The following is a 26314-nucleotide window of genomic DNA, read 5'->3' on the forward strand; positions in this document are numbered from 1 at the left end:
GAAGGTGAGTGCCTATATAACTATGTGGAAAATCAAAGAAGTAGTAGTCAACGACTGAAAGTAAACCTTAGCGGAAGAAAGTAGGCTAGTTATATAAAGAATGGAGGAAAAAAATGAAAGATGGAACAATTCTTCATAAACAGCGTTTCCCATCATCAAATCCTCGCGTGACGCTGTGGGTGATTACATATGCATGTCAAGGGCTTAAGATTAAAGGAATGCTTGCAGAGCCAAAAGAAAAAGGAATGTATGACGGCTTTTTATACTTAAGAGGAGGTATTAAGAACGTAGGAACGGTTCGCCCTGCTCGACTCATTCAATTTGCTTCACAAGGTTTTATTGTGATGGCTCCGTTCTATAGGGGAAATCAAGGAGGCGAAGGAAACGAAGATTTTGCAGGAGATGATCGTTACGATGCTTTTGCTGCTTACGATTTACTGAAACAGCTCCCTAACGTCCACCATGACCGCATTCATATTTTTGGGTTTTCACGAGGGGGAGTGATGGCTTTACTCACAGCCATTGAAAAAAAAGACAGCCGTTCTCTTGTGCTATGGGGAGGCGTCACGGATATGGTGCTGACATATGAAGAAAGAGAAGATTTAAGAAGAATGATGAAGCGGGTGATTGGAGGAACTCCTTCTAAATATCCTGAAAGATACGAATGGAGGACACCTTTGCATCGTGCTCATCTCGTCGAGCCGCCGGTCTTGCTTATTCATGGTTTAGAAGATAAAAACGTCTCAATTGATCATTCCTATCAGCTCGAATCTAAACTAAAGAAGTCCAATAAAAAAGTTACCAGCTGGTATTTTGAAAACTTTCCACATGCTTTTCCACCAAAAGAAAACCGAGAAACGGTAAAGAAGTTAACGAAGTGGATGAAAGCGCAATAAAAGATATGCTACGATAGAAAAAACAAGTAGAATAACAGTGAGGAGTGAGAGAAAATGGGGATGCCGCTAGAATTAAATACAATGATTGTGACAAAAGGCAACGAAAAGCGTGTAACAGATAACATTTTTCAAGTTGAGAAAAAAGGATATCGTTTGTATCCGTTGGATATTCCATTAAACATTCACAAAACGAAAAATGGAGAATGTATTGGAACTGCTGTTGTGCGTAAGGTAGAAATGGAGCAGGAAAAAACCATTGTCACATATGAACTGACAAAATTACATTCGACTAACTAAAAAACCGATCGTCTATAAGACGATCGGTTTTTTATTAGACTCTAGGTCCGCCTAATGTTGAAATGTCCGATGCTACATCATTAAAACGCTTGAAGTTCGCTTTGAATTTAGCGGCAAGTTCAGTTGCTTTTTGGTTATAAGCTGTTGCATCGTTCCATGCTTTAGAAGGCTGAAGCACTTCATCAGGAACTCCCGGAACATGAGTTGGAATCGATAAACCAAAAATAGCATCTGTTACTGTTTCGGTATTAGCTAGTTCTCCTTCAAGAGCTGCTTGAACCATAGCTCGAGTGTAACTTAACTTCATTCGTTCACCCACGCCGTATTCACCGCCGGTCCATCCAGTGTTTACAAGGTAGACATTTACGTTATGTTCATCGATTTTCTTTCCTAGCATTTCTGCATAAGTTGTTGGAGCAAGAGGTAAGAAAGGCTCACCAAAGCATGTAGAGAAAGTAGCCTGTGGCGATGTTACGCCGCGCTCTGTTCCAGCTAACTTACTAGTGTATCCGCTCAGAAAATGGTACATCGCTTGTTCTTTTGTAAGCTTGCTGATTGGAGGTAAGACGCCGAAGGCATCAGCAGTTAAAAAGACAATAGCTGTAGGGTGCCCAGCAACGCTTGGCAATACCGTATTATCAATAGAGTCAATTGAATAAGCGGCACGAGTATTCTCTGTTAAACTATTATCATTGTAATCTGCTACTTTCGTATTTTGATTCAACACTACATTTTCCAGTACTGCGCCGAAGCGAATTGCATTAAAAATTTGCGGTTCTTTTTCTTCGGAAAGCTGAATGCACTTCGCGTAGCAGCCTCCTTCAATATTAAATACACCAGAGCTTGACCAACCGTGCTCGTCATCTCCGATTAAACGACGGTTTGCATCAGCAGAAAGCGTTGTTTTACCCGTTCCAGATAAACCAAAGAATAATGCAACGTCACCTTCTTCTCCTACGTTAGCAGAACAGTGCATGGATAGAATATTGTTTTGAGGAAGCAAGAAGTTCATCACTGAAAAAATGGATTTTTTCATTTCACCAGCGTATTCAGTTCCTCCAATTAGCACAATGCGTCGCTCTAATGAAAGAATAATGAAGGTTTCCGAATTCGTCCCGTCTGTTTCAGGGTCAGCTTTGAACGTTGGAGCTGCTACAATTGTAAACGGCTTCACATCATCATTTGTTTTTTGTTCAGCTGAAGGGCGAATGAATAACTGCTGAGCGAATAGGTTGTGCCATGCAAATTCATTAACTACTTGAATTGGTAACTGATACTTTTTATCAGCTCCAGCATATCCATTAAAAACAAAAAGTTCATCCTGCTTCTTTAAGTGGGTTAAGACTTTTTTGTATAGCGCATCGAATCGCTGAGCAGAAATTGGCTGATTGACGGGTCCCCATTCAACCGTTTTTGAAGATACAGCATCGCTTACAATAAATTTATCCAAAGGAGAGCGGCCTGTATATTTTCCGGTTTCGACTGACACAGCACCTGTAGAAGTCAGCGTTCCTTCGCGTCGAGCTAGAATTTTTTCAACAAGTTGTGGAACAGATAATTGGTGTTTTGTTGTTTTTAATTGAAGCAAACCATTTAATTCGATAGACATATCAACAGTACTCATGTGCACTACCTTCCTTTTTTAGCTATTATTTATTCATTAATGTTTGAAATTTATAATTAGTATAACACATTTATTTAATTATTCTATACTATTTAACTAAAAATGTTTGTGTATTATAAAAAAATGTACGTTATACCTATTTTAGACACATGTATATGTGCTAGAAGCGAAAAAAGTGAAGCTATTTCAAGTGAAAGCCTTTTTTTGGTCTGTCTTGTTAACCAAACTTCGTGATCATTCTTAATAAGGTATACTATTTTTAAATTTGAGTATGTTACATTAAAACAGATTCAAACATAAAGAGATGATTTCCATTTGAATGTTGTTGACAGTGAAGCGCTTTTTCATGTATTATATGTCCTTGAACGGATACTCTCTTATCCCGAGCTGGTGGAGGGACAGGCCCTGTGAAACCCAGCAACCATCGTCATTTTTTTGTGTAGACGATAAGGTGCTAACCTGATGCAAGGGCACAACCTTGATCGATAAGAGTGAAAGGCTTATGTAGAATTTGATACCTTTCCTCGATACAAGGAAAGGTTTTTTTATATTTTTTAACGTGTAATGAAAATAAGGGAATGAGTACCGTATCACAATGTATCGTATTTATAAGGAGGAAAACTGATGTCAACACAACGTCGTCTGTTCACGTCAGAATCTGTTACAGAGGGACATCCCGATAAAATTTGTGACCAAATTTCTGACTCAATTCTTGATGCTATCCTAGCAAAGGATCCAAATGCTCGTGTTGCTTGTGAAACAAGCGTAACAACTGGTTTAGTTTTAGTAAGCGGTGAAATTACAACTTCTACTTACGTGGATATTCCTAAAACAGTTCGTGAAACAATTAAAGGAATTGGCTATACTCGTGCAAAATACGGATTTGATGCTGAAACTTGTGCAGTATTAACATCTATCGACGAGCAGTCAGCTGATATCGCTGCTGGTGTAGACCAAGCGTTAGAAGCACGTGAAGGTCAAATGTCCGATGAAGAAATCGAAGCAATCGGAGCTGGAGACCAAGGGTTAATGTTTGGTTATGCATGTAACGAAACAAAAGAATTAATGCCTCTTCCAATTTCATTAGCTCATAAACTTGCTCGCCGTCTAACAGAAGTACGTAAAGAAGAAATTCTTCCTTACCTTCGCCCGGATGGTAAAACACAAGTAACAGTTGAATATGATGAAAACAACAAACCTGTTCGCATCGATACAATTGTTATTTCAACTCAGCATCACCCAGAAGTAACGTTAGAGCAAATTCAACGTAACTTAAAAGAATATGTAATTAATCCAGTTGTTCCAAATGAGTTAATTGATGAAAATACAAAGTATTTCATTAACCCAACAGGACGTTTCGTAATCGGCGGCCCTCAAGGAGATGCTGGTTTAACTGGTCGTAAAATTATCGTTGATACTTACGGCGGATATGCTCGTCACGGCGGCGGTGCATTCTCTGGTAAGGACGCAACAAAAGTAGACCGTTCAGCAGCTTATGCAGCTCGTTATGTTGCGAAAAACATTGTAGCAGCTGATCTTGCTGATAAATGTGAAGTACAACTAGCATATGCAATTGGTGTTGCACAGCCAGTATCTATTTCAATTGATACATTCGGTACAGGAAAAGTTTCTGAAGAAGTACTAGTAGATGTAGTACGCAAAAACTTTGACCTACGTCCAGCAGGCATCATTAAAATGCTTGATTTACGTCGCCCAATTTATAAGCAAACAGCAGCTTACGGTCACTTTGGTCGTACAGATGTGGAGCTTCCTTGGGAGTTCACAGACAAAGCTGAAGCATTAAAAACTCAAGCTTTAGCTAAATAATAAAAAAATCTCCGTGAAAACGGAGATTTTTTTATGCCCATTGAATACCTTCAGCAGATTTTTCTACGACATCTTCATATTCTGAAAGCAAATGCTGAAAAATGGCGTCCCATGATTGAGTAAGAGCATAGTGTCTCGCTGCATGGCTAAAGTGAAGCCGCTGGTGCAAATCATCAAGTAAACCTGTAATAGCCGAACTGAATTCTTCTAAGGAGTGAGGTTTGCAAAGGTAGCCGTTTCGCCCGTGCTGAACCATCTGTTTAACTCCTCCTGCATTTGCTGCCACCACGGGAGTTCCAGAAGCAAGAGACTCCAGTACGACATTTCCGAACGTTTCTGTTTCTGAAGGGAAAACAAACAAATCAGATGAAGAATAGATATGAGCAAGTTGCTTACCTTCAAGAAAGCCTGTAAATGTCATATGCTCAGATGCTTGCTGTTGCATTTGTTCTTTTAAAGGACCATCTCCCACAATAAGCCAGTGAACTTGGTGGCGGATATGATCAGGTAAAGATCGGGCAATTTTTAGTAAAAAATCAGCGTTCTTTTCTTTAGCTAACCTTCCTACATACGTTAAGATGTAGGGTTTTTTTATATTATATTTAATACGAATATCAAAGCGGTCATAGTGGGGATGGAACAATTTGTGATTTACCCCTCGCGACCAAATAGCTACGTTGTGAAACCCTTGTTTTTCTAGCTGCTGTTTGGTCACTTCGGAGGGAGCGAATAATTTTTGTACAGGTTTATAAAACCATTTCATATATTTTTGCAGTGGTACACGCATTTTTTCAAGTTCATAGTGAGATAAATAATCATCAAAATTGGTATGATAAGAGCCGACAAGAGGAATACCTAATCTTTTCCCGTAATAGGAGCCGCAAAGCCCCATTGTAAAAGGAGTGGCCAAATGAATAAGAGAAGGGTTGAATTCCTGCAGCTGCTTTTTAATTTTTAGAACGTTTGGCAATGAAAAGCGGCTGTTTGGATAAAGGAAAAACGGCATGCTAGGCGAGCGGTGAACGTATGTTGAAAACGACCGATTATGAGCAAATTCAGGAGCAAATACCTGGATGGGAATTTGCTTTGATTTGACATACTGAGTAAATTGATAAAGTGTTTTAGCAGCTCCGTTAACTTCCGGAGCAAATGTATCTGTAAATAAAGCAATTCTCATGAGTACTCCTCCTATCAATTAGACTAAAAATATGTTCAGTGAAACAGCACCTGAAAAGATGCCGAGTATCAGGCCTACCATGACATCCGTCGGATAGTGCAGACCGAGATAAATTCTTGAAATGCCTACCGTTACTGCAAGCGGCAAAAGAACGGCAGCGAAGGCTGGGTAAGTAATCATCAGAGGGGTAACTAACGAAAAAATAGCCGTTGTATGCCCCGATGGAAATGAATGATCTTTTAATGGATTTTCTAATACTTTTGTATGCTTTAGTTGAATATAAGGCCGTTGTCTCGGATATAGCTTCTTAGCAATGGCAACAGGAATATGGCTAACGGCTAGAGAAAACGCACAGGCGTAAGCGACGGATGAAGGATGCAGAAATAGCAGCAAGCACGCTATCACAATGGTAAACGTGGCTCCGCCGGCATGAGTTAGTAAACGTAAAAATCTATTTAAGTGCTTTCGATCAAAATGTTGATTTACACTTTTGAATAATCGGCATTCGGCATCGTATACATACTGAATTAACTTGGCTTTCATAGAGTCGCTCCCTTTTTAATAAATACGTCTTTATTATTCAGTTTAATCTTTAATTGTGGAGGCAGTACTAAAACGATGTAAATTAATATGGAAATTTCTTTACAATTGTGGAGAGAATAGAACATGATTAGAGAGTTTGTGGAGATACTAAAAAAATTCCCTCAGTATGACTTTCTGAGGGAACGTTTCCTTTATAATGAAGAATCAGATTTCTTAATAGACTTATAATACTGCCCTTTTTCTACATATTCTGTACGAATGCGCTGCATATCTTTTAAATCCTCCTCAGTCAGAGTGCGGATTACTTTAGCAGGTCGACCGAGTGCGAGAGTATTAGGTGGTATTTTTTTACCGGGAGGCACTAAACTTCCTGCACCGATAAAAGCACCTTCACCAATTTCCGCACCGTCTAAAATAATAGAGCCCATGCCAATGAGCGCGCGTTTGCGGATGATGGAGCTGTGTAAAATAACTTGATGTCCTACTGTCACATCATCCTCAATAAGCAAAGGAGCATTTGGGCTTTGATGGAGTGTTGATTGATCTTGTATATTTACTCGTTTACCTATAATAGTAGGTGAAACATCTCCTCTAATAACGGTGTTAAACCAAATGCTGCTTTCTTCACCAATGGTGACATCTCCAGTAATCGTGACATAGTCTGCGAGGAAGCAGCTGGGTGCAATATTAGGCATTTTTTCTTTATACGGATAAATCATCAAATCATCTCCCTTTATTAGTTGAAAAAAAGTAGTAAATCTTCTAATGTAAGTGTACAAAGGTTTTTAAAGCAGGTAAACAAAAAAAGGAAGAAGGAGTAACTCAAATGCATAAATGGGAAGCAGTAAATCCAAAAGGCGTTATTGTCATGGTCCATGGAGCAGCGGAGCATCACGGGCGCTATCGCTGGCTGATTGAGATGTGGCGTTCGGTTGGAATGCACGTAATCATGGGAGACCTTCCTGGCCAAGGCTTAACAACGAGAAGAAGAGGACATATCCTATCCTTTGATGAATATGTATATGAAGTGGAAGAATGGGTACGTGAAGCGCAAAAATATGATTTGCCTATTTTCCTGTTAGGACATAGTATGGGAGGACTGGCGGTTATTCGTACGCTGCAGACAAAAAATCTTCCTATATGGGGTGCGATTCTTTCCTCACCTTGTCTAGGATTAAAAGAGCAAGTACCAGCTTACTTAGATATGTTATCTAAAGGATTAAATAAAGTCATGCCGAACAAACTTTTTGATTTGGGTCTTACTGTTGAAAAAGCAACAAGAAATCAAGAAGTTCGAGATGAAGATGAAAACGACTCACTGTACGTTACAAAAGTTTCTGTAAGATGGTACCGAGAATTGATTCAAGCTGTTAACTTAGCTTTTAAAGATATCGATCGTTTGCCGGATGTTCCGCTTCTTGTGATGCAGGCAGGAGAAGATAAAATTATTGAAAAGCTGATTGTTAGACAGTGGTTTGATGAAATAGAGCTAAGTGAAAAAATCTACAAAGAATGGTCTCAGCTGTATCACGAAATCTTTAATGAGCCTGAAAGAGAATACGTTTTTACATACGCGAAAAGCTTTGTTGATCTTCACATTTAATGAGTGCTGTCAGAAATTGAGGTGAAAATAAATGAAGATTCCGTCTCGTCCTATTTCATTAATGAGAAAAATTTATCGAGAAGTGTTTCCCGTCGTTCATCATGAGCTTAACCATTGGCGGGAACGGGCAAAAGAGATTCCTAATAAAGAATTACGCACTCAAGCATTGGCAAGTATCGATACAAAAACTTTTCATTGTGAAGGAGGCGGTATCCTATCGATTTTAGCGAAAGAAAACATGATTGAATGCGTAAAATTTATCGTTGCCTACCAAACAATCAGCGATTACTTAGATAACTTATGTGACCGCAGCAATTCGCTCGATCCTAAAGATTTTGCAGCCTTACACGAATCGATGCCAGATGCGTTGACTCCTCATGCACCTCTTGGGGATTACTATCGTTTTCGAACGGATAAAGACGATGGAGGATATTTAGCGGAACTTGTCCAGACTTGTCAGCAGTCCTTGCGAAAAGCCTGTAATTACCATATCGTCTCTTCACATTTATTAGAACTAGCTACTTATTATTGTGATTTGCAAATACATAAGCATGTTGAAATCAAGGAAAGAGTTCCACGATTAGAGAATTGGTTTGATGCTCACCGGCACAGTGTTCCTGAAATGGAGTGGTATGAATTTTCAGCGTGCTCTGGTTCAACGTTAGGCATTTTTTGTTTGGCCGCTTACAGTTTTCAAGAAGAGATGACCAAAGAAATGACGGAGAAAATAAAAGCGGGATATTTTCCTTATATTCAAGGTTTACATATTTTACTCGATTATTTAATTGACCAAGAAGAAGATAAAGCAGGAGGAGATTTGAACTTTTGTTTTTATTATCCTCACTATCAGCAAATGATGGACCGCTTTTTGCATTTTGTTGTAAAAGCGGACGAATATGCTAAAAAACTACCGGATTATCACTTTCACTGCTTTATCTATAAGGGACTCCTGGGCGTTTATTTGTCCGATCAAAAAGTGAGGGCACAAAAACATGTTCATGTGAATGCACGTCGATTAATCAAAGCGGGGGGAGCACTCAGCTACTTTTTCTATATCAACGGACGCTTGTACCGAATGTTAAAAAGATAAGCCATATGCGGCTTATCTTTTTTCAATAGCAATGATGAACGGAGGATTGTTTTGCTGATTCATGAAGCGGTATTGTAAAACATGGACATCTTTTTGATCCAGATTTTGGACGTACGTTAGTAAATCGTCTCTTTCTTGTTTCCCTTGTTCGTGTCCGTGATAAATAACGAGCACAATCACTCCTTCAGGTGCTAGCAAATCAAGTAACTGCTCAATTGCAGAAATTGTTGTTTCAGAAGTGGTGACGATGTCTTTATCTCCACCTGGTAAATAACCTAAATTAAAGACAGCGCCCGTCACTCGTCCATTAATAGAAGTAGGAAGCATGCTTATATTGCTATGGCTTTCTTGGATAAGCGTGACTCGTTTTTCTACATGATGTTCTGTCAATCGCTGCTGAGTTGCTTGAATGGCTTGGGGCTGAATGTCAAATCCATATACATGACCTGTATCTCCGACTAAGTTGGCTAAGAACAATGTATCATGTCCATTTCCTGCTGTAGCATCAATCGCGACATCTCCTTCGGCCACAGCATTAGTGAGCAACGTGCGGGCAAAAGGCAGGATACGTTCTATTTTCATCTTTCCATCAACTCTGTTTCGTAATATTTTCCTTGATAGCTTTGGCGACGTTCGAGCTCTTGATCAATGGCATTTAATACGCTCCACTTATTTACGCTCCACATCGGTCCGATCATGAGGTCTATCGGTCCATCACCGGTAATACGATGAACAATCATCTCAGAAGGGATTACTTCGAGCTGATCGCATACAAGCTTTACATATTCTTCAAATGAAAGAAATTCAACAAGGCCCTTTTCATACTGTTTGACCATAGGAGTTCCTTTTAGTAAATGAAGCAGATGAATCTTAATTCCTTGAACGTCTAATTTTGCTACTTCCCGTACCGTTTCCATCATCATCTCAGGTGTTTCTAAAGGCAAACCATTAATGATGTGAGAACAAACGCGAATACCGTGTTTTCGAAGCTTTGCTACACCATCTACATAGCATTGATGATCGTGTGCCCGGTTGATAAGCAGTGAAGTTCGTTCATGAACAGTTTGCAGTCCAAGTTCTACCCATAGATAAGTTCGTTCATTTAATTCAGCCAAGTACTCCACCACATCGTCGGGGAGACAGTCAGGGCGCGTGGCGATAGAAAGCCCAACAACTCCGGGAAGCTTTAAGACCGCTTCATATTTTTCACGAAGCTCCTCAACAGGAGCGTGAGTGTTAGTGAATGCTTGAAAGTAAGCAACGTATTTTCCGTCTTTCCATTTATGATGCATTTTTTCACGGATTTCGTTAAATTGTGTCACAAGATCATCCGCTCTGTTTCCAGCGAAATCTCCTGAACCGGCAGCGCTGCAAAACGTACAGCCGCCGTGAGCTACCGTGCCGTCTCTGTTTGGACAATCAAATCCTCCATCTAAGGCTACTTTAAATACCTTATGGCCAAAGTGGTTACGTAAGTGGTAATTCCAGGTATGATAACGTTTGTTTTCAGATTTATACGGAAATGGGTTTGTCTGATTCAAATCAGCAACCTCCTTTTTACATGCAATATACATCAACAAATTGTATCAAAAACGTGAAAAAGTGCCAAACAAATTTAAGGATGCTTATATTTAACAGGTTCTTCTTGTCGTAAAGGAGAGTAAAGTTGCGCAAAATAAGACAGAAATGAACGAATAGGAGGAATAGACAATGACAACTCGTCAAGCAGTGGATCAACTTATGCAGCAGTGTGAAGATGCTATTCGCTTTGGACAAGGTCAGTTACAGGAAGGCATGAAACAAGAACATTACAATGACACTGAATATACAAAAGCACAGGAAAAATTAGAAAATGCTTATAAAGAAATTGAAGAGTTTTCTCACAGTGCAAATGCACAGCAAAGAGAGCAGCTATATCGCATGCGCCTGCAAGTTCAGCAGCTGCAAAATAAATTGATTACAACTCAGCATTAAGGAGAGGATTTTATGGCAACTCGTTCAAATCAAAATAACCCGGAACAAAAAACAAAAAACGGGATCAACAGCAATGATATTGAGCTAGGAAAAGATTTTGATCCTGTAAAAGAATTAAAAGCACGGAACAGCAAGCGTGCCCAGCCGGTTCGTTCGAAGCAAAAATAAGCGGTAAAAAGGTGATTTTGCATGATATTGTCATGTGAAATCACCTTTTTAAATAGTCAGCGAATTTCAAATAAATTGTCTATATGTAAAAGCATTGCGAACCCTTTAAGAAAAGACTAGAATGTACGTTGGCATTCGAATAGATAGGGGGGAGATCAATGCCCAAGTCACTTTGGTTTTTGATTATTGGTATGCTTGTAAACGTAACGGGAGCTTCGTTTTTATGGCCTCTCAATACAATTTATATAAATGAACATTTAGGAAAGTCGTTATCCGTTGCAGGAGTGGTTCTTATGCTGAACTCTGCTGCAAGCGTAGTGGGTAATTTACTAGGGGGAACGCTTTTTGACAAAATTGGAGGATATAAATCCATTTTATCAGGAATTATTATTACCCTTGTTGCATTAGTGGGACTGGTGTTTTTCCATGGTTGGCCTACATACGTTGTTCTCTTGGTTATTGTAGGGTTTGGATCTGGTATTGTGTTTCCATCTATGTATGCAATGGCAGGCTCAGTCTGGCCACAAGGCGGAAGAAAAGCATTTAATGCGATGTACGTTGCTCAAAATGCAGGAGTGGCTATTGGCGCAGCGGTAGGGGGCGTTGTAGCATCCTATTCATTTACGTATATTTTCTTAGCTAATACAATTTTATACGTTATTTTTCTTCTTATTGCTATTTTTTCATACCGTCATATTTCGGTTACAGTTGGGCAAACGAATGTCCTTAATGAAGCCGGTAGTATTCAGCACAAAACGAAACTGACGGCCCTTCTTATTTTATGTACAGGATACGTATTATGCTGGGTCGCGTATGTTCAGTGGCAAACAACGATTGCTACGCATACGCGTGAGTTGAATATACCTCTTTCTAGCTACAGTTTGCTTTGGACGATTAACGGCATTTTAATTGTAGTCGGTCAGCCTTTGATTGTGCCTATCATTCAAAAAGTAGCAAAGACATTAAAAGTACAGGTTCTAATTGGAACGGTTATTTTTGTGGCTTCTTTCATCATCGTGGTGAATGCCACAACATTTTCGCAGTTCTTAACAGCAATGATTGTGTTAACAGTTGGAGAAATGTTTGTTTGGCCAGCAATTCCAGCTGTCGCAAGTCAGTTAGCTCCATCAGGAAAAGAAGGATTTTATCAAGGCGTAGTCAACAGTATGGCTACTGCAGGTAAAATGATTGGCCCTCTCTTTGGAGGCGTTATTTTCGATGCGTTTAATATGTCTACCCTGTGCTATTTATTAATTGCACTATTGTTATTTAGCATGTGTACAACATGGATATACGATTATAAATTAAAAGAAAAACGTCAGCGTTCACTAACCATCTCTAAATAAATAGAGGTGGTTTTATTTTTGACTGTTCAATAAACGTAGGAATGTCTTCAGTATTCCTTTAATAATATAGTAAGGGTCGTGACAAGCAAAGAAAGGAGTATATACCTGTAAAAATGTAAGCGTTTTCTAATTATATGACTTCTTGGGGGGCTAGAATATGCTTAGTATGATTGGATTAATTGGAGGATTATTGCTGCTCATTGTATTAACGATGAGAGGCATGAATTTATTTATAGCAGGTCCGCTTAGTGCTTTAGTTGTTGCGTTAACAAGCGGAATGCCTTTATTTCCACAGCTGGTGAAAGAAGGAGAAGCAAATTTTGTTGGGAATTATATGTCTGGTTTCACAGGATTTATTGCTTCTTGGTATTTAATGTTTCTATTGGGCGCCGTTTTTGGAAAAGTGATGGAAGACAGCGGGGCCGCTGATAGTGTTTCTCGCTGGATTGTCAGTAAACTAGGAATGAAAAGAGCAGTGTTGGCGATTGTACTTGCCTGTGCGGTCTTAACATATGGAGGAGTCAGTCTGTTTGTAGTAGCATTCTCTGTCTATCCAATGGCTTTAAGCTTATTCAAACAAGCTGATTTGCCGAGGCGGTTTATCCCTGCTGCTTTAGCATTCGGTTCCGTTACGTTTACGATGACCTCGGCTGGATCGCCTGAAATCCAAAACTGGATTCCAATTGAATATTTAAAGACTAGTCCGTATGCAGGATGGGAAGTTAGTTTAGTTGTAGCGGTAGTGATGGCTGTATTCGGCTACTGGTGGTTAAAGCGCTTGATTTCAAAAGCAGTTAAAAATGGAGAGCGTTTTATATCACGCGAGAAAGATCCAGCAGTAACGGAAAATCAGTCTCTTCCTAATCCGTTATTAAGTTTGCTTCCGCTTGTGGTCGTGCTCATTATTTCTTTTGCACTTCATAAGCCGCTTCAGCAATCTGCGTTGATTGTCGCACTTTTAAGCGGTATCATTGTCACATACATTGTGAACCGAAAACACTTTAAAGGATTTTGGAATGCAGCATCAGAAGGGACGCTTGGAGCGTTAATTGCAATTGGGAATACAGCTGCTGTCGTAGGTTTTGGAGGGGTTGCTAAGGCTGTTCCCGCGTTTGGAGTGGCTGTAGATGCCATGACGCATATTCCAGGCAGTCCGTTGATAGGGGGAGCTATTGCGGTGAGTGTTATCGCGGGGATGACAGGTTCGGCTTCAGGAGGTCAGGCGATTGCTTTGCCAATTTTAGCCCCTCACTATCTAGATGCTGGTGTAAATCCAGAAGCTCTCCACCGTGTAGTAGCTATATCTTCTGGCGTATTAGATTCCTTGCCTCATAATGGTTATGTCGTCACCACAATTAATTCTATTTGTGGAGAAACTCATAAAGATGCGTATGGATCAGTTGCAGCGATGACGGTAATTGTTCCGCTTGTTGGTCTCGTACTTGCGATTATCCTGTTTTCTTTTGGATTTGGTATTTAATAATAGCTGTTAAAGAAAGTAGAGGCGGGGACAAAAGTATTTTAGCTGAAGGAAGATCCGAACGATAAATCGTTCGGATCTTTTCATTATTATGGTGAACTCGGCTTTTATGTGTTTAGTTGCTTTAAGCTGTTGATTGGAGCGCAAGATGAAGCCTTGCACGGAAATGAACAGTTTTGTAGCAAGGAGTCCAGATATCCTATTTATTCAGCTTTAGATAGGATTAACTTAGTTATGTCTAAATCTCTTTGTTTGGCGTTGTATGTATGTTTTTGGGAGAAGTTGTTCATATATAAGAATGAAAGAGGGGATTTAGCAACAAAGCAGTGAGGCAGTGTAGAAACTTTTACAAAATCCGTTGAACAACTTGCAGTTTGCGAACATATTATTTACAATACAAGGTAGTATGATGTAAAAACTATGATAAGGAATAGTAGTGAACGAAGCGAGCTAAGAGAGCTGACGGGTGGTGCGAGTCAGCAAACGGGCGTTCATGAACTCACCTTGGAGTTGTAAATGTGAAGTAAAGTAACATTTACCGTCTATCCGCGTTAAGGAAAATGAGTGAGTACATAATTGTGCTAATTTGGGTGGTACCGCGGGAAGTTTATTCAACCTCTCGTCCCTTTGTTTGAGGGATGAGGGGTTTTTTAGTTTAATTAAATACAGCTGGAGCGTACAAGGAGGATTATGTATGGCTTTTAATCATGAAAAGATCGAACAAAAATGGCAAAAAGTTTGGGAAGAAAATAAAACATTTAGAACAACAGAAGATGAAGGAAAGCGTAAGTTTTACGCATTAGATATGTTCCCTTATCCATCTGGGGCGGGTTTACACGTTGGGCATCCAGAAGGTTATACAGCAACGGACATTTTATCTCGTATGAAGCGTATGCAAGGATACAATGTACTTCATCCAATGGGATGGGATGCATTCGGACTACCTGCTGAGCAGTATGCATTAGATACAGGAAACGATCCGGCTGAGTTCACTGAACTTAACATTAATAATTTCCGTCGTCAAATCAAATCGTTAGGTTTCTCTTACGATTGGGAGCGTGAAATTAATACAACTGATCCTAACTACTACAAATGGACGCAGTGGATTTTCTTACAGTTATATAAAAAAGGCTTAGCTTATGTGGATGAAGTAGCTGTTAACTGGTGTCCTGCGTTGGGAACAGTACTTGCAAACGAAGAAGTTATAGATGGCAAAAGTGAGCGCGGTGGGCATCCGGTTGAGCGTCGTCCAATGAAGCAGTGGATGCTTAAAATCACAGCTTATGCAGATCGTTTACTAGAAGATTTAGATGATCTTGATTGGCCAGAAAGTATTAAAGAAATGCAGCGAAACTGGATTGGCCGCTCTGAAGGAGCTCACGTTCACTTCACAATTGATGGATATGACGAAACATTTACTGTGTTCACAACGCGTCCTGATACGCTGTTTGGGGCAACGTATGCCGTTTTAGCACCTGAACATCCGTTTGTGGATAAAATTACGACAGCCGAACAAAAAGAAGCGGTAGAAGCGTATTTAGATCAAATTAAAAGCAAAAGCGATTTAGAGCGTACAGACTTAGCTAAAGACAAAACGGGCGTATTCACAGGTGCTTATGCAATTAACCCTGTAAACGGTGAGAGAATGCCAATTTGGATTGCTGACTATGTTCTAATGAGCTATGGTACAGGTGCAATTATGGCTGTTCCTGCTCATGATGAGCGTGATTATGAGTTTGCTGTTAAATTTGAACTGCCGATTAAAGAAGTAGTAGCGGGTGGAGACGTTTCAAAAGAAGCTTATACAGGCGACGGCGAGCACGTTAATTCAGACTTCTTAAATGGTCTAGATAAAGAAGAAGCAATTTCAAATATGATTCAGTGGCTTCAAGCAAATGAAAAAGGTGAAAAACAAGTAACATACCGTCTGCGTGACTGGTTATTCAGCCGTCAGCGCTACTGGGGTGAACCGATTCCTGTTATTCACTGGGAAGATGGCACAACAACTGCAGTTCCTGAAGATCAGCTTCCGCTTGTTTTACCAAAAACAACTGAAATCAAGCCGTCAGGTACAGGTGAATCTCCATTAGCAAACATTGATGACTGGGTGAACGTTGTAGATCCGGAAACGGGCAAAAAAGGGCGCCGCGAAACAAATACAATGCCTCAATGGGCAGGCAGCTGCTGGTACTACTTACGCTACATTGATCCAACGAACAGCGAAGCATTAGCAGATGCAGACAAATTAAAAGAATGGTTGCCGGTTGATATTTATATCGGTGGAGCTGAACACGCTGTTCTTCATCTATTGTATGCTCGTTTCTGGCATAAATTTTTATATGATATCGGCGTAGTTCCAACAAAAGAGCCGTTCCAAAAACTGTTTAACCAAGGTATGATTCTTGGAGAAAACAATGAAAAAATGAGTAAGTCAAAAGGTAACGTTGTAAACCCAGACGAAATCGTAGAAAGCCACGGTGCAGATACGCTTCGCCTTTACGAAATGTTTATGGGACCGTTAGATGCATCCATTGCTTGGTCAACAAAAGGGCTTGATGGTGCACGCCGTTTCTTAGATCGTGTATGGCGTTTACTTATCGAGGATAATGGTGAATTAAGCAGCAAGGTTCAAGAAAGCAATGATACTACACTTGAACGCGTATATCACCAAACGGTGAAAAAAGTAACGGAAGATTACGAAGGTCTTCGTTTTAATACAGGTATCTCTCAACTTATGGTATTCATCAACGACGCATACAAAGTTGATGTGCTGCCAAAGCAATACGTAGAAGGATTTGTGAAGCTATTAGCACCAATTTGTCCTCATACAACTGAGGAATTATGGAGCAAACTAGGCCACGAAGATACGATTTCATATGAAGCTTGGCCTGCGTTTGATGAAGCGAAACTTGTAGATGATGAAGTGGAAATTGTCGTTCAAATTAACGGTAAAGTACGTGCAAAATTAAACGTACCTGCTGAGGCATCTCGTGAAGAGCTTCAAGATATTGCAATGGCTAATGAAGATGTTCAAGAGTTCATTGAAGGTAAGACAGTACGCAAAGTGATTGCTGTGCCTGGTAAATTAGTAAACATCGTAGCTAATTAAGTATTGATGTAGAACAGCCCTCCTGACTAAAGAGCAGTCAGGGGGGCTGTTCTAGACCTAAGGGCCTGATGTCCCCCTTTCGGGGTTGACATCAGGCCCTTAGTTAAACCTTTAACTACGATTGGAAAAGCTTAGGTAGGCTGCTGCTTAAGCTTTTCTTATTTAGTGGCATAAAGGTATTTGAATTTGCTACAATAGCGATAGCAAGCTGAATGAAAGAATAGAGAGGAATGACGAAGATGGAAGAAGTAAAAGTGATTACGCCTGAAGAGCTTCAAAAACGCGTTGAAAATGGAGAAGAGCTTCATTTAGTTGATGTTCGCGAAGATGAGGAAGTAGCAGAAGGAATGATTCCAACTGCTAAACACATTCGTATGAATGATATTCCAACCAATGTGGATTATTTCGATAAAGAAAAAGAATATATTTTCATTTGCCGTTCTGGACGCCGCAGTGAAAACGTATGTTACTACCTTCAAGAACAAGGTTATAAAGTAACAAATATGGTTGGCGGTATGTTAGAGTGGGAAGGAAAAACGGTTAATAAATAAGAAAAAGCGCCTTTGACAGGCGCTTTTTTCTTTTGGAATGAAACTTCTACCATTCAACTAAAATGATAGTAGCAAAACAAATGATGACTAAATCTATAAAAGTCTTCATAAAAATAGAGGTAGGAAGAAGTTGAAAATCAGTACGAAAGCCATCATTGAGAGAAGCAGTCCATTCTGATTGAAACAAATTTGATAGGACAAGGTGGTAGAAGCTATGATACAGGTGAAAATGTTTGATAAAGAGCATGAAAAAGATTTAGAGTTTGCGGTGAACCGATTTTTACGCAAATTAGAAGATGAAGACGTCGTGGATATTAAGTACCAAGTCACAGTGGATGTTGATCGTGATGAGCAGGTGTACTGTTTTTCAGCCATGGTTATGTATAAAGCCTAGCATATTATGCTAGGCTTGTTGCAAATTCTCCTGCATTACTGCCAGCCAAACGGCCTGTTACAAGGGCAGAAGTAATATTGTATCCTCCAGTATATCCGTGGATATCAAGAATTTCCCCGCAGAAGTAAAGGCCTTGCATAAATTTAGAAGACATTTCTTTTGGGTGAATTTCTTTAACGGATACTCCGCCTCCTGTGACGAATGCTTTCTCTAAAGAAAGTGTGCCGTTTACAGCAAATTCAAATCGTTTGCACATTCTCGAGAATTCTCTCAGTTTTTCATGCTGAAGCTGTCCCGCTAGCGCTTGGCTATCAATGTCTGCTTGCTCGAGTAAAAATAGTAGATAGCGTTCAGATACAAAACCTTTTAAAACATTTTTAATCGCTTTTTTCGGCTCTTCTTTTGTTGTTTTGACTAATTGTTGAAAAATCTCTTCTTCGTTTTGGCTAGGAAATAAATCAAGAGACATTTGAACAGTGTTGCTTTTTTGTTTCTTTAACTCTTTAACAACATATTGGCTGCAGCGAAGAGCGGCAGGGCCAGAGATGCCAAAATGAGTGAAAATCATATCCATCTGATGAGTGATGACAGGTTTGCCTTTTTTATTAAGTACGCTTAGTCCTACGTTGCGAAGCGATAGACCTTGAAGCGTTTTTGTTTTAATAAAGTGTTCGCTAGATGTAATAGGAACTTCTGTTGGGTAAAGTTCAGTAATTTTATGACCTGCATCTTTTGCCCATTGATAACCGTCTCCTGTCGAACCCGTATGAGGCACTGATTTTCCGCCTACTGCAATCACAACGCTTTTCGTTTGGATTGCTTCTCCGTCTTGAAGCACAACTTCTTTCACGGTGTTGTTTTCATAGTTTACGCGTTTAACGGCTGTGTTTGTGCGAATTGTTACACGAAGACGGTGGAGTTCACTAATTAATGCATCAACAACAGATTGTGCTTTATTGCTAACCGGAAACATACGCCCGTGATCTTCTTCTTTTAATTTAATTCCAAGGCCTTCAAAATAGGAGATGATATCTTCGTTATTAAAAACAGAAAACGCACTGTATAAAAAGCGTCCGTTTCCTGGAATGTGTTTAATAAGTTCATCAATCGGAAGGCGGTTTGTTACATTACAGCGGCCCCCTCCAGAAATGGCAAGCTTTCGTCCAAGTTTATTGCCTTTATCAATTAATAATACGTTTGCACCTGACTCACCAGCTGCAATCGATGCCATCAAACCAGAAGGTCCTCCTCCGATTACGACTACATCATATATCATACTTTCACCAACCTGTCTATTCTTAAAAAATTTTAGTTTGTTCACTGACAAATCTCTCAACATTGGATAAAATGGGCTATAGTCTTTGTTTTTTAGCTTGTTGACGAGTGTGAGTGAGTATAAGACCTTTCTTAGTGTATACTCTCACTTGCTTCTTTTCAATTCTATCATTATTATCAGTATGTAACATTAAGTATCGGAGGCAAACGTATGTCTGATTCAAAATTGTTAAGAGGGACCTTTGTGCTAACGCTTGGCACTTATGTATCCCGAATTCTGGGAATGATTTATTTATTTCCATTTGCGATCCTTGTTGGAACCGTAGGGGGAGCACTGTTTGGTTATGGATATAACCAATATGCTATTTATTTAAGTATTGCTACAGCCGGTATGCCAATGGCCGTATCGAAATTTGTATCAAAATATAATGCACTCGGTGATTATTATACGAGTAGAAGAATGTATCGGGCCGGCATGAAATTAATGCTTGTCACAGGAATACTTGCATTTTTACTTTTATATTCGTTAGCGCCTGTTATGTCTAGAATTACACTTGGAGGTTCTGATTTAAATAACTCCTTAGAAGATGTAGTAATGGTTATGCGAATGGTTAGTGTTGCGTTAATTGTAGTACCGATGATGAGTTTAATGCGAGGATTTTTCCAAGGTCACCAGTCTATGGGACCCACAGCTGTTTCACAAGTAGTTGAACAACTTGTGCGGGTTGTCTTTTTATTAGCATCCACTTATATCGTCATCAAAGTTGTACATGGGAGTCTTGCGCTAGCCGTTGGATTTGCTACAATGGGTGCTTTTGTAGGAGCTCTTGCTGGACTTGCCGTATTAATTTGGTACTGGAAAAAACGAAAGCCTCATCTCGATAAAATGGTGAACGAGCAGACGGTAACGCCTACGCGTATTTCTACCGTATCCATTTTTAAAGAGCTGCTTACGTATTCATTGCCCTATGTATTTGTCAGCTTAGCTATTCCGCTTTATCAGTATGTGGATCAATTCACATTTAACCGTGCGATGGTAGCGGCTGGACAAAAAGAAATAGCGGAGTCCATGAACGGAATTGTTCAGTCTTATGTTCCAAAGCTTGTGATGATTCCTGTTTCATTAGCTACTGCATTCGGTTTGACTCTTGTACCAACGATTACACGTTCATTTGTGAATAAAGATTATAATGTATTGCAAAAGCAAATTGATCAAACATATCAAACGATTATGTTTCTTGTGCTGCCAGCATCTGTAGGGTTAATGGCTTTAGCTGGTCCAGCATATACGTTTTTCTTTGGAACAGATGCATCGGATGCGGGTGGAAATGTCTTGCTTTATTATGCACCCGTAGCTTTATTGTTCTCGTTTTTCACGGTTAATGGAGCTATTTTACAAGGGATCAACAAACAAAAATATGCTGTTTTAAGTCTATTATTTGGATTGATTGTGAAAATTGTCGTGAACGTGCCATTTATTCTTATGTTCCACGAGATCGGTTCAGTTTTAGCGACAGCACTAGGCTATATCGTATCTCTTGTTTATATGTTTGCGCTTATTCAAAAACACGCAAAATATAACTACAGTGAGTTTATAAAACGCTCTGTGCTCATTCTCATTTTTGTTGCGATTATGGGAATCAGCGTAAAAATTGTTTCAGTAGTAATTGGTCTGTTTACAACCCCAGGACGATTCTCTGCCACGGTTATTACGATTATAGGAGCAGCAGTAGGCGGCCTTATTTACTTTATTATTACCTATCGTTCAAGCCTGCTTGAAAAAGTAATGGGAGCGAGGGTAACAGGTGCAATTGAACGAAAGATACTGCGCCGAAATAAACAGCGCAGTGCATAAGAAGATGACTCGTTAGAGTCATCTTCTTTTCAAAAAAAGGAGGATATTACATGCGTTTGGATAAATTGCTTTCTACCATTGGGTACGGAAGCCGAAAAGAAGTTAAAGGTCTTTTAAAGACTGGAGCTGTTAAGGTAGACGGTACAGCGGTTAAAGATGCTAAGGTACATGTTAATCCAGATGAACAAGAAATAACTGTGCATGGCGAAGCCGTTTCTTACCGAGAATTTGTTTACTTTATGCTGCATAAGCCGCAAGGTGTCATATCAGCGACGGAAGATTCTCTTCATGAAACAGTTTTGGACTTATTGGAAATTGACGATGCTGTGTATGACCCATTTCCGGTAGGGCGTTTAGACAAAGATACAGAAGGGCTCTTGCTGCTGACAAATGATGGTCAGCTTGCACATCAGCTGCTATCTCCTAAAAAGCACGTTCCTAAAACGTATTTTGCAAAAATTAATGCGCCGGTGACTGAAGAAGATGCTGAAGCATTTAGACAGGGTGTCACTCTTGATGATGGATACGTAACAAAATCAGCAGAGTTAAAGGTACTAACAAGCGGTGTGGAATCAGAAATTGAATTAACGATCGTTGAAGGGAAATTTCATCAAGTGAAGCGTATGTTTGAAGCAAGAGGAAAAAAAGTAACGTATTTAAAACGTTTATCTATGGGAGCTTTGCTATTAGACGAGTCGTTAGATTTAGGAGAGTACAGGGAGTTAACGGAAGAAGAACTAGCTTTATTACAAAAATCAAATGCCTAAGAAGAGGCGAAAGAAAAAGGAACCTAAGTCTAAAATGGTTCCTTTTTTTGTCCACTTTATTCGACAAGTGAAACATTTCACGTTAAAGCACTTAAACGAGTACCAACTCTGCTTGACGTGCAAATGGAGCGGGGGACTATGCACTCGTCCAAGTCTTGACTTTCTACTGCGTAGAATTTTATCTCTATATATAAATCACTTACTACCCTTGAAATAAACTTACTAGGATGACATCTTGACCTTCTTTTGCGTAGTCGTCCATGTACCGCGACTTGGGCTGCGAACTAAATCATTATATGCTAACACATTCAAGTCACGCTGAATGGTTCTTGGTGTAATACCAAATTCGTCTACGAGCTCTTGCGTTGTAACTGTTCCATTTTTACAAATGAACATATAGACCGATTTGATACGAGTTAGCATTCGATTAGTTGAAGGTTTCAAAAAACCACTTCCTTATTCGTTTTTCGTAAGGCACAACTTCTTTATAACTCTGAGATGTCAAGCACTATTTCAGTCCTTATCCTTATTGTACACAAAATCGACAGAAAAATAAAAGAGAAAACGCAAATTAACACAATATTTACAAAAAATGATATAAATATGTAATCCTTTCGTAACATCTCCTTCCTCTATTTGCACATTTTTTATAGTATATGTAAACAATAAACAAATAGAATCCGTTTTTATCGATTGTGCCTACAAATTATTTCCCGGAATTTTGACTCTGTAAACCTTTGATATGAAAGGAAAGAGACAATTATTTCTTTCTATATAAAGGTATGATAAAGTTAAATTTACCAATAGTAATGATAGATACAATCTGTAAAAGCAGGCAAAGGAGGCACACAGATGACAGCAATTAATTGGAAAGAGGAAGTGCAAAAAAGAGAAGCTGAAATTCTAGCTGAGACGCAGCGTTTTTTGCAAATTAAAAGTGTTTTGACAAGCACAGAAAAAAAAGAAGAGCCATTTGGACCTGGAGTTGCTCAAGCGCTTCACTTTCTTTTAAACAAAGGAAAAAATGACGGGTTTTCCGTCAAGAACGTAGACGGATATGCAGGTCATATTGAAGCGGGAGAAGGAAAAGACCTTCTTGGCATTTTGTGTCACGTAGACGTCGTTCCTGAAGGAGACGGGTGGTCGGTTGATCCATACGGCGGTGAAATAAAAGACGGGAAAATTTTTGCTAGAGGAGCAATCGACGATAAGGGCCCGACGATGGCTGCTTATTATGCGATGAAAATTGTGAAAGATTTAGGGCTTCCTCTATCTAAGCGGGTTCGAATGATTATTGGAACGGATGAAGAAAGTGACTGGAGATGTGTGGACCACTACTTCAATCATGAAGAGATGCCAACGATGGGATTTGCGCCGGATGCGGATTTTCCTATCATTTATGCTGAAAAAGGCATTACAGATGTAGAAATTCGCCAGCAGCCCATTGAAGGAACAAAGGGAAGCGTCCAGCTTACATCATTTGTCTCTGGGCGACGCTACAATATGGTTCCTGATCTTGCAACAGCTGTTCTTGAATTCCATAGTGAAACCGATATTAAAAATAAATATGATCAATTTTTAAAAGATAAGTCTTTAAAAGGTTCAATAACCGAAAAGAGCGGTGCGTATACACTTACTCTAGAAGGAGTTTCAGCACATGGAAGCGTGCCTGATAAAGGGAAAAATGCTGGGCTTACACTTCTTCGCTTTTTACACACATTAGAACTTGATGAACAAGCTAATCAGTTTGTAGGTTATGCAAATGCGTATTTAGTCCAAGATGCACTAGGAGAAAAAATGGGCTTAAATCGCAAAGATGAGGTCACGGGTGATTTAACGATAAATGTGGGAATCATGTCTTATAATCAAGAAGAAGCGGGGCACTTTGGCTTAAATATTCGCTATCCTGTATCAGCTCATATTGACGATATTATTGATACGATTAAAGAAAAAAGTGAATCTTATCAAATGACTATCAAACATTTTACAGATTCTAAACCACATCACGTCGATCAAAAACATGAGCTTATTCAAACGCTTCAAAAGGTTTACCAAGAACAAACAAATGAAGAACCTACGCTTATTTCAATTGGAGGAGGAACATATGCCAGAGCATTAGAAGCGGGTGTGGCATTTGGACCTCTTTTCCCAGGCCGTGAAGAAGTAGCGCACGAAAAAGACGAGTACATGGTAATTGAAGATTTGCTTCGTGCAACAGCTATTTATGCACAGGCTATTTACGAATTGGCTAAATAAAAAGAGGTTGAGACATAACGAAACGAATCCAATTTAAAGGTGAATAACTAGGATACATGAGCTGGACTGTTTGTGACACCGCAGTTGATTTCCATGCAAGGCTTCGCTTTCCGCGGGCGGCCGCTGAGTCTCCTCGTCGCCTGGGCTCCTGCGGGGTCTCACCTGTTCTGCTTTTCCCGCAGGAGTCTTCGCCTTGCCCTCCAATCAACTGCTAGAAGTAACGAAACCGATGAACCTACATTCACCATCACAAAAAAACGAACCATGAATCAAACATGTTGATTCATGGTTCGTTTTTCATTTGGGCTAAAATCCTTTTGTTCCAGCCTCTTTATTATTCATATGAGAATAGGTCGCTTGATAAATAACGTTCACCTGTATCGCAAGCAATACATACGACCACTTGATCAGGAGATAATTTTTTGGCTACCTCGATAGCAGCATAGCACGCAGCGCCAGATGAAGGACCGACTAAAATCCCTTCTTCAGAAGCTAGGCGTCGCGTAATATCGTAGGCTTGTTCATCTTTAATTTTTAAAATTTCGTCGTAAACCTCTATGTTAAGCGTATCAGGAATAAATCCAGGGCTTGTTCCTACAAGCTTGTGCTTTCCAGGTCTTCCTCCAGATAATACAGGAGACCCAGCTGGTTCCACAACATGAACGGTCATATTTGGGTAGTTTTCTCTTAGGACTTCACCTGTGCCCGTGATCGTTCCGCCTGTTCCAGCAGTAGCAACAAAAGCAGATAGGTCTTTTCCTAAATCGTTCATTGCCTCAATAATTTCCTTAGCAGTCGTTTTTCGATGTGCGTCAGGGTTTGCATTATTTTCAAACTGCATGGGCATAAATGCATTTGGAATTTCTTTTGTAAGCTCTTCTGCCTTACGGATTGCGCCAGGCATTTTTTCATCGCCAGGTGTTAGAACAACTTCAGCACCATATGCTTTTAACAAGTTAATTCGTTCTTGAGTCATCGTATCGGGCATGACTAAAATAGAACGATACCCTCTTGCTGCTGCATTCATAGCTAAGCCAATACCTGTATTTCCGCTCGTTGGTTCAATAATGGTGGAATTTTCATTGAGCAAGCCTGCTTTTTCAGCTTCCACGATCATATTAAAAGCAGCACGGTCTTTTACACTACGGCTCGGATTAAAAAATTCTAGTTTTAAGTAAACGGATGCTCCATCTGCTGGTTGAAGACGATTCAATTTAACAAGAGGTGTCTCGCCAATCAAATCAGCCATATTGTTAACAACTTTCATTTTTCTCATCCTTTTCTTATAAAAATTCTCTGTATTATTTCTATGATAACACAATTTCTTATTTTTTAAGCACATGACAAATTTTCAGAAAAACCTCTCTATTTGATCCAGAAAACCTTTAAAATAAATCTAGCTCTTTTTGAACATGACAAATTGGGGAAAGATAATGAAAAGAAAAGGAGGGATTTGATGAAAAGTGATCAACACTATTTTATTGGAATCAACGTGCCAGTCTCCATTGCATATCAGGCAGAAAATTGGGCAAAAGAATTAACACCTTTTCCTTTTAAACAATGGACATACCCTGACGATTATCATATAACACTACAATTCTTAGGATTTGTAGATAACAAAAAGGAAAAGCTGATTAACCGCTTAAAAGAAGTAGCCTCCCGTCATTCAAGTTTTTCACTGCAGACCGTTCAGTACGATGTGTTCGGTGCGTATAACAAGCCTAGAGTGCTTTATGTAAGCCTTAAGCCAAATGATAAGCTTGTGAATCTACAAAGGGATATACAAGCTGTATGGGGAGACCTAAGCGGCTTATACGAAAAACGTCCTTATCGTCCTCATATTACGATTGCAAAGAAGTGGGGAGGGGAAGCCGGGCTTTCGGAAGAGCAGTTAAAGCAAACGTCGGTTGAAGAACAGTTTCAAGTAAGTTCATTTGCCCTTTTTGAAGTTCACCCTGCTAGCAAACCTAAATATAAAAAAATACTATCTTTTTCATTGCAGTCACAGTAGCATATGAACATACAAGCATGGAGAGAGGTTATTTAAAGATCACTCTTATTAAAGGAAAGAAAACGCCGATG

The 26314-nt window shown here is 39.6% G+C and carries 26 protein-coding genes, 1 riboswitch and 1 other annotated feature; of the genes, 16 read left to right on the forward strand and 10 right to left on the reverse strand.

The genetic code is table 11. The features are described 5' to 3' along the window. Positions 1-113: 113 nt before the first annotated feature. Together ACH6EI_RS00195 and ACH6EI_RS00200 are read left to right on the forward strand one after the other, a co-directional pair. Positions 114-896: an alpha/beta hydrolase family protein gene (locus ACH6EI_RS00195; RefSeq protein ID WP_028411850.1), complete on the forward strand. Its 783-nt coding sequence runs from the start codon at positions 114-116 to the stop codon at positions 894-896. Between the two features lie 54 nt (positions 897-950). Further along, complete coding sequence (locus tag ACH6EI_RS00200) at positions 951-1193, forward strand: DUF2584 domain-containing protein (protein WP_028411849.1); 243 nt, start codon at positions 951-953, stop codon at positions 1191-1193. A 34-nt stretch (positions 1194-1227) separates the two neighbouring features. Here the strand turns inward: ACH6EI_RS00200 and pckA are convergent, their stop codons facing one another. Next, positions 1228-2817 carry a phosphoenolpyruvate carboxykinase (ATP) gene (gene pckA / locus ACH6EI_RS00205; RefSeq protein ID WP_028411848.1) on the reverse strand — a complete coding sequence of 530 codons (1590 nt, stop codon included), beginning with the start codon at positions 2815-2817 and terminating at the stop codon, positions 1228-1230. A 374-nt stretch (positions 2818-3191) separates the two neighbouring features. Further along, a riboswitch (SAM riboswitch) is annotated at positions 3192-3309 on the forward strand. 132 nt (positions 3310-3441) lie between these two features. Between pckA and metK the strand changes: the two genes are divergently transcribed. Then, entirely contained in the window at positions 3442-4644 is a 1203-nt protein-coding gene (metK, locus tag ACH6EI_RS00210) for a methionine adenosyltransferase (RefSeq protein WP_013059536.1), read from the forward strand. A 31-nt stretch (positions 4645-4675) separates the two neighbouring features. On the opposite strand, the gene ACH6EI_RS00215 is transcribed toward metK, so the two are convergent. The 3 genes from ACH6EI_RS00215 to ACH6EI_RS00225 all read right to left on the reverse strand — a co-directional run bounded on the left by ACH6EI_RS00215 (position 4676) and on the right by ACH6EI_RS00225 (position 7083). After that, entirely contained in the window at positions 4676-5821 is a 1146-nt protein-coding gene (locus ACH6EI_RS00215; protein ID WP_028411847.1) for a glycosyltransferase family 4 protein, read from the reverse strand. An 18-nt stretch (positions 5822-5839) separates the two neighbouring features. Next, positions 5840-6364 carry a phosphatase PAP2 family protein gene (locus tag ACH6EI_RS00220; RefSeq protein WP_028411846.1) on the reverse strand — a complete coding sequence of 175 codons (525 nt, stop codon included), beginning with the start codon at positions 6362-6364 and terminating at the stop codon, positions 5840-5842. A gap of 191 nt (positions 6365-6555) precedes the next feature. After that, positions 6556-7083, reverse strand: a complete 528-nt coding sequence (locus ACH6EI_RS00225; protein ID WP_028411845.1) for a gamma carbonic anhydrase — start codon at positions 7081-7083, stop codon at positions 6556-6558. 107 nt (positions 7084-7190) lie between these two features. Between ACH6EI_RS00225 and ACH6EI_RS00230 the strand changes: the two genes are divergently transcribed. Both ACH6EI_RS00230 and ACH6EI_RS00235 read left to right on the forward strand, forming a co-directional pair. Further along, the gene (locus ACH6EI_RS00230) at positions 7191-7967 is read left to right on the forward strand and encodes an alpha/beta fold hydrolase (RefSeq protein WP_013059532.1); all 777 of its coding nucleotides are present in this window, start codon (positions 7191-7193) and stop codon (positions 7965-7967) included. A 31-nt stretch (positions 7968-7998) separates the two neighbouring features. Continuing rightward, complete coding sequence (locus ACH6EI_RS00235; RefSeq protein WP_028411844.1) at positions 7999-9057, forward strand: tetraprenyl-beta-curcumene synthase family protein; 1059 nt, start codon at positions 7999-8001, stop codon at positions 9055-9057. 12 nt (positions 9058-9069) lie between these two features. Here the strand turns inward: ACH6EI_RS00235 and mnmM are convergent, their stop codons facing one another. Continuing rightward, positions 9070-9639 (reverse strand): tRNA 5-(aminomethyl)-2-thiouridylate-methyltransferase MnmM, encoded by a 570-nt coding sequence (gene mnmM, locus ACH6EI_RS00240; protein WP_028411843.1) that lies wholly within the window; start codon positions 9637-9639, stop codon positions 9070-9072. After that, positions 9636-10598 carry a tRNA modification radical SAM protein MnmL/YtqA gene (gene mnmL, locus ACH6EI_RS00245; RefSeq protein WP_028411842.1) on the reverse strand — a complete coding sequence of 321 codons (963 nt, stop codon included), beginning with the start codon at positions 10596-10598 and terminating at the stop codon, positions 9636-9638. The genes mnmM and mnmL overlap by 4 nt, the downstream gene beginning before the upstream one ends. A 169-nt stretch (positions 10599-10767) precedes the next feature. Here mnmL and ACH6EI_RS00250 point away from each other — a divergent pair, with 169 nt between their 5' ends. The 7 genes from ACH6EI_RS00250 (at position 10768) to ACH6EI_RS00280 (ending at position 18079) form a co-directional block, all read left to right on the forward strand. After that, complete coding sequence (locus ACH6EI_RS00250; RefSeq protein WP_013059528.1) at positions 10768-11031, forward strand: YtzC family protein; 264 nt, start codon at positions 10768-10770, stop codon at positions 11029-11031. Positions 11032-11043: 12 nt separating this feature from the next. After that, entirely contained in the window at positions 11044-11199 is a 156-nt protein-coding gene (locus tag ACH6EI_RS00255) for a hypothetical protein (protein ID WP_013059527.1), read from the forward strand. A gap of 158 nt (positions 11200-11357) precedes the next feature. Next, on the forward strand, positions 11358-12545 hold the full coding sequence (locus ACH6EI_RS00260; protein WP_028411841.1) for an MDR family MFS transporter: 1188 nt from the start codon (positions 11358-11360) through the stop codon (positions 12543-12545). A gap of 157 nt (positions 12546-12702) precedes the next feature. After that, positions 12703-14025: a GntP family permease gene (locus ACH6EI_RS00265; protein WP_028411840.1), complete on the forward strand. Its 1323-nt coding sequence runs from the start codon at positions 12703-12705 to the stop codon at positions 14023-14025. A 411-nt stretch (positions 14026-14436) separates the two neighbouring features. Next, positions 14437-14655 (forward strand) — a binding site (T-box leader). A gap of 64 nt (positions 14656-14719) precedes the next feature. Then, positions 14720-17134: a leucine--tRNA ligase gene (gene leuS / locus ACH6EI_RS00270; protein WP_028411839.1), complete on the forward strand. Its 2415-nt coding sequence runs from the start codon at positions 14720-14722 to the stop codon at positions 17132-17134. A gap of 239 nt (positions 17135-17373) precedes the next feature. After that, a complete protein-coding gene (locus tag ACH6EI_RS00275; protein ID WP_028411838.1) occupies positions 17374-17685 on the forward strand; it encodes a rhodanese-like domain-containing protein in 312 nt (103 codons plus the stop codon). A gap of 214 nt (positions 17686-17899) precedes the next feature. Further along, the gene (locus ACH6EI_RS00280) at positions 17900-18079 is read left to right on the forward strand and encodes a sporulation protein Cse60 (RefSeq protein WP_013059521.1); all 180 of its coding nucleotides are present in this window, start codon (positions 17900-17902) and stop codon (positions 18077-18079) included. Between the two features lie 4 nt (positions 18080-18083). On the opposite strand, the gene ACH6EI_RS00285 is transcribed toward ACH6EI_RS00280, so the two are convergent. Next, the gene (locus ACH6EI_RS00285) at positions 18084-19355 is read right to left on the reverse strand and encodes a BaiN/RdsA family NAD(P)/FAD-dependent oxidoreductase (RefSeq protein ID WP_028411837.1); all 1272 of its coding nucleotides are present in this window, start codon (positions 19353-19355) and stop codon (positions 18084-18086) included. 210 nt (positions 19356-19565) lie between these two features. Between ACH6EI_RS00285 and ACH6EI_RS00290 the strand changes: the two genes are divergently transcribed. Both ACH6EI_RS00290 and ACH6EI_RS00295 read left to right on the forward strand, forming a co-directional pair. Next, complete coding sequence (locus tag ACH6EI_RS00290; protein ID WP_028411836.1) at positions 19566-21209, forward strand: putative polysaccharide biosynthesis protein; 1644 nt, start codon at positions 19566-19568, stop codon at positions 21207-21209. Between the two features lie 50 nt (positions 21210-21259). Beyond that, positions 21260-21976, forward strand: coding sequence for a pseudouridine synthase (locus ACH6EI_RS00295; protein WP_028411835.1), 717 nt, complete (start codon positions 21260-21262; stop codon positions 21974-21976). Between the two features lie 222 nt (positions 21977-22198). Here the strand turns inward: ACH6EI_RS00295 and ACH6EI_RS00300 are convergent, their stop codons facing one another. After that, complete coding sequence (locus ACH6EI_RS00300) at positions 22199-22420, reverse strand: DeoR family transcriptional regulator (protein WP_013059517.1); 222 nt, start codon at positions 22418-22420, stop codon at positions 22199-22201. 408 nt (positions 22421-22828) lie between these two features. Between ACH6EI_RS00300 and pepV the strand changes: the two genes are divergently transcribed. Next, positions 22829-24232 (forward strand): dipeptidase PepV, encoded by a 1404-nt coding sequence (gene pepV, locus ACH6EI_RS00305; protein ID WP_028411834.1) that lies wholly within the window; start codon positions 22829-22831, stop codon positions 24230-24232. Here pepV and ACH6EI_RS00310 read toward each other — a convergent pair. Together ACH6EI_RS00310 and cysK are read right to left on the reverse strand one after the other, a co-directional pair. Beyond that, positions 24225-24440, reverse strand: a complete 216-nt coding sequence (locus ACH6EI_RS00310) for a hypothetical protein (RefSeq protein ID WP_047749728.1) — start codon at positions 24438-24440, stop codon at positions 24225-24227. The two genes, pepV and ACH6EI_RS00310, sit on opposite strands and share 8 nt — an antisense overlap. 126 nt (positions 24441-24566) lie before the next feature. Further along, a complete protein-coding gene (gene cysK, locus ACH6EI_RS00315; protein ID WP_033579594.1) occupies positions 24567-25499 on the reverse strand; it encodes a cysteine synthase A in 933 nt (310 codons plus the stop codon). 189 nt (positions 25500-25688) lie between these two features. Between cysK and thpR the strand changes: the two genes are divergently transcribed. Next, positions 25689-26243 (forward strand): RNA 2',3'-cyclic phosphodiesterase, encoded by a 555-nt coding sequence (thpR, locus tag ACH6EI_RS00320; protein ID WP_028411832.1) that lies wholly within the window; start codon positions 25689-25691, stop codon positions 26241-26243. The last annotated feature ends 71 nt before the right edge of the window (positions 26244-26314 follow it).

The organism is Priestia sp. JSM ZJ58 (assembly GCF_044383985.1).
Taxonomy (GTDB): domain Bacteria; phylum Bacillota; class Bacilli; order Bacillales; family Bacillaceae_H; genus Priestia; species Priestia zanthoxyli.

Excerpts from the sequence above, each read along its gene's own strand:
- ACH6EI_RS00225 (WP_028411845.1), bottom strand. The coding sequence starts at position 7,083 with ATGATTTATCCGTATAAAGAAAAAATGCCTAATATTGCACCCAGCTGC.
- ACH6EI_RS00215 (WP_028411847.1), bottom strand. The coding sequence starts at position 5,821 with ATGAGAATTGCTTTATTTACAGATACATTTGCTCCGGAAGTTAACGGA.
- mnmM (WP_028411843.1), bottom strand. The coding sequence starts at position 9,639 with ATGAAAATAGAACGTATCCTGCCTTTTGCCCGCACGTTGCTCACTAAT.
- ACH6EI_RS00250 (WP_013059528.1), top strand. The coding sequence starts at position 10,768 with ATGACAACTCGTCAAGCAGTGGATCAACTTATGCAGCAGTGTGAAGAT.
- ACH6EI_RS00260 (WP_028411841.1), top strand. The coding sequence starts at position 11,358 with ATGCCCAAGTCACTTTGGTTTTTGATTATTGGTATGCTTGTAAACGTA.
- ACH6EI_RS00195 (WP_028411850.1), top strand. The coding sequence starts at position 114 with ATGAAAGATGGAACAATTCTTCATAAACAGCGTTTCCCATCATCAAAT.
- leuS (WP_028411839.1), top strand. The coding sequence starts at position 14,720 with ATGGCTTTTAATCATGAAAAGATCGAACAAAAATGGCAAAAAGTTTGG.
- ACH6EI_RS00200 (WP_028411849.1), top strand. The coding sequence starts at position 951 with ATGGGGATGCCGCTAGAATTAAATACAATGATTGTGACAAAAGGCAAC.
- ACH6EI_RS00295 (WP_028411835.1), top strand. The coding sequence starts at position 21,260 with ATGCGTTTGGATAAATTGCTTTCTACCATTGGGTACGGAAGCCGAAAA.
- ACH6EI_RS00220 (WP_028411846.1), bottom strand. The coding sequence starts at position 6,364 with ATGAAAGCCAAGTTAATTCAGTATGTATACGATGCCGAATGCCGATTA.
- ACH6EI_RS00275 (WP_028411838.1), top strand. The coding sequence starts at position 17,374 with ATGGAAGAAGTAAAAGTGATTACGCCTGAAGAGCTTCAAAAACGCGTT.
- ACH6EI_RS00230 (WP_013059532.1), top strand. The coding sequence starts at position 7,191 with ATGCATAAATGGGAAGCAGTAAATCCAAAAGGCGTTATTGTCATGGTC.
- ACH6EI_RS00255 (WP_013059527.1), top strand. The coding sequence starts at position 11,044 with ATGGCAACTCGTTCAAATCAAAATAACCCGGAACAAAAAACAAAAAAC.
- thpR (WP_028411832.1), top strand. The coding sequence starts at position 25,689 with ATGAAAAGTGATCAACACTATTTTATTGGAATCAACGTGCCAGTCTCC.
- ACH6EI_RS00235 (WP_028411844.1), top strand. The coding sequence starts at position 7,999 with ATGAAGATTCCGTCTCGTCCTATTTCATTAATGAGAAAAATTTATCGA.
- pepV (WP_028411834.1), top strand. The coding sequence starts at position 22,829 with ATGACAGCAATTAATTGGAAAGAGGAAGTGCAAAAAAGAGAAGCTGAA.
- ACH6EI_RS00290 (WP_028411836.1), top strand. The coding sequence starts at position 19,566 with ATGTCTGATTCAAAATTGTTAAGAGGGACCTTTGTGCTAACGCTTGGC.
- metK (WP_013059536.1), top strand. The coding sequence starts at position 3,442 with ATGTCAACACAACGTCGTCTGTTCACGTCAGAATCTGTTACAGAGGGA.
- ACH6EI_RS00280 (WP_013059521.1), top strand. The coding sequence starts at position 17,900 with ATGATACAGGTGAAAATGTTTGATAAAGAGCATGAAAAAGATTTAGAG.
- ACH6EI_RS00265 (WP_028411840.1), top strand. The coding sequence starts at position 12,703 with ATGCTTAGTATGATTGGATTAATTGGAGGATTATTGCTGCTCATTGTA.
- cysK (WP_033579594.1), bottom strand. The coding sequence starts at position 25,499 with ATGAAAGTTGTTAACAATATGGCTGATTTGATTGGCGAGACACCTCTT.
- ACH6EI_RS00285 (WP_028411837.1), bottom strand. The coding sequence starts at position 19,355 with ATGATATATGATGTAGTCGTAATCGGAGGAGGACCTTCTGGTTTGATG.
- pckA (WP_028411848.1), bottom strand. The coding sequence starts at position 2,817 with ATGAGTACTGTTGATATGTCTATCGAATTAAATGGTTTGCTTCAATTA.